Raw genomic sequence first — 2,382 nt, forward strand, 5'->3', positions numbered from 1 at the left:
CCTTCTCCATCGCCAACGACGTCGCGAAGTACTTCGCGATCATCCCGGCCATGTTCGCCGTCGTCTACCCGGGCCTCGACAAGCTCAACATCATGAGGCTGCACAGCCCCACCTCGGCGATCTCGTCCGCGATCATCTTCAACGCACTGATCATCGTCGCCCTCATCCCGCTGGCCCTGCGCGGGGTGCGCTACCGGCCCTCCTCCGCCGCCGCACTGCTCAGCCGGAACATCTGGCTCTACGGGCTGGGTGGCCTCGTCCTGCCGTTCGTCGGCATCAAACTCATCGACCTCGCCGTCCAGTTCGTTCCCGGCCTGCGTTGACACCCGACGGAAGGGATCCACCGTGCTGCTGCGTCTTCCCCCCGCCCTGCGGCGTCATCTGTGCGCCCTGCGGATGCTGCTCGTGTTCACGGCCGTCACCGGCATCGTGTACCCGCTGGCCGTGACCGGCATCGCACAGCTCGTCTTCCCCGGGCAGGCGAACGGTTCGCTGCTGACGGCCGACGGCAGGGTGGTCGGCTCGCGGCTCATCGGTCAGGACTTCGACCTCTCCCCCGCACGCGGCGGCGCGGGGCCGCGCCCCGACCCCCGGTGGTTCCAGCCCCGACCTTCCGCGGCCGAGGGCGGCCCGGGAGGGGGCGCCTACGACCCGGGCAATTCCACCGCCTCCAACCTGGGTCCCAACAACACGGTTCTGGTCAGGTCCATTGCCGGCCGGCGGGCGCAGGTGGCGGCCTTCGACGGGGTCCGGCCGCAGGACGTCCCCGCCGACGCCCTCACGTCCAGCGGCTCCGGCCTGGATCCCCATATTTCCCCGGCCTACGCACACGAGCAGATCGGGCGGGTCGCGAGGTCCCGGGGCTTGTCCCCCGAGCGCGTACGGTCGCTGGTCTCCCGCCACGTCGAGGGCCGCCACCTCGGCTTCCTCGGCGAGGAGCGGGTGAACGTGGTGGAGCTCAACGAGGAGCTGAGCGGGCTCCGGTGAGGTCCGCCGCCGGGCCGGGACGCAGCGGACCGGGGCGGGTGCGGCCTCCCGCCCGGCGTCCGGCTACCGGGACGTCGGCGCGGCGACCGGAGCCTTCCGGGCGGGCGGTGGCCCGGACGGGGCGGGGGTGTTGTTCGTGCCGTGGAAGCAGCCCGCCGTGTACGGGAACTCCTTGGTGGCGACGTAGTGGTAGATGCTGGTCTGCTTGCCGTTCCACTCGACGGTGCTGGTGCGTCCGTGGCATTCGTCGAGGTCGGCGTTGGTGGGCAGGTTGCCCTTGGCGTCGCGTTCGACGTAGATGCCGTAGCCGTCGAGGGCGTAGCCGACCAGGGTGGAGCGCTTGCCCTCGGTCGCGTTCAGCAGGCACGAGGGGATGTCGTGGTAGTGGTACTCCTCGGTGGGGGCGGGGTGGCCGTCGCAGGCGTCCTGGGTCTCGTGCGCGACGGCGTCGCGGTCCTCGCCGTCGAACCCGGCGAAGAGGAGCACGCCGTTCTTCAGGATGCCGACCTGCCCGGCCAGGCACGACGGGTGGGCCGCGGCCGTGGGGTTGAGCGGGAGGGTGTAGCCGACGGCCTTCTGCTTGATGGTGTTGGGGTTGAAGTCGTACTGGTAGGCGGGGTCGGACGGCTGGATGGGGAAGGTGCCGGTGACCTCGTGCGTGGGCAGCCCGGTCGACTTGATCACCCGGTGCGTGCCGCTGACGGTCTCGCTGTAGTCGGCCTGGGGCCAGGTGTGGCTGCCCTGCACGGAGACCTTGGAGGTGGAGTCCCAGGTCTTCGACTTCCGGTCGATCCAGGGCCCGTCCTTCTGCGCGCCGCCGATCGTGCCGTCCGCCGCCCGGCAGCTCCAGGCGTAGCCCTGCTTCGCTCCGGTCTGCTCGACCTTTCCGTCCCCGATCGGGACCTTCTTCGGGTCGGTCGGAGCGCCGGACCAGGAATCGGGGGTACCGCCGGAGGCGGAGGTGGCGGCCGACGCCGAGGCGGTTGCGGGCGTTGCCGCCCCGGTCGCCCCGCCGGCCCCGCACGCGGACACGAGTGCCGCGGCGCCCAGGGCGGCGATGACGGGCCGCAGGGTTCTCGCGGCGGGGGTGCGGTGGGTCTTGCGGCCGCGCTCCCGGGCATGGGAGGGCGACGGATCGTGGTGGCGGGACATCGTGGAACTCCTTCTGCCTGTCCTCCAGGCGAACGCCCCCCGCGGGAAGGCCTTTCGCGCCCTGGCGGTCCTTGCCGACGACCGGGCAGCGAAGGCCACGTCGTCCACAGTACACAAAATCAGCCCCATATTGCACTAGCCGTGCAATTAAATTAACCCCGCACGGAGCACGGTGCGCGGGGGGGGGGGGCCCCCCCCCCCCCCCCCCCCCCCCCCCCCCCCCCCCCGGGGGGACCCCCCCCG

The 2,382-nt window shown here is 71.8% G+C and carries 2 protein-coding genes and 1 pseudogene; 2 read left to right on the forward strand and 1 reads right to left on the reverse strand.

Annotated elements, in window-relative coordinates:
* Both ACFXA3_RS41080 and kdpC read left to right on the forward strand, forming a co-directional pair.
* Positions 1 to 323 (forward strand): annotated as a pseudogene (locus ACFXA3_RS41080) (potassium-transporting ATPase subunit B); the annotation flags it as partial.
* Between the two features lie 22 nt (positions 324 to 345).
* Positions 346 to 987, forward strand: coding sequence for a potassium-transporting ATPase subunit KdpC (kdpC, locus tag ACFXA3_RS41085; RefSeq protein WP_385196364.1), 642 nt, complete (start codon positions 346 to 348; stop codon positions 985 to 987).
* Positions 988 to 1,050: 63 nt separating this feature from the next.
* Here kdpC and ACFXA3_RS41090 read toward each other — a convergent pair whose 3' ends face one another.
* Positions 1,051 to 2,139 carry a YHYH protein gene (locus ACFXA3_RS41090; RefSeq protein WP_385196367.1) on the reverse strand — a complete coding sequence of 363 codons (1,089 nt, stop codon included), beginning with the start codon at positions 2,137 to 2,139 and terminating at the stop codon, positions 1,051 to 1,053.
* Positions 2,140 to 2,382 lie beyond the last annotated feature (243 nt).

It is taken from the genome of Streptomyces sp. NPDC059456, from assembly GCF_042750055.1.
Classification (GTDB): Bacteria; Actinomycetota; Actinomycetes; order Streptomycetales; family Streptomycetaceae; genus Streptomyces.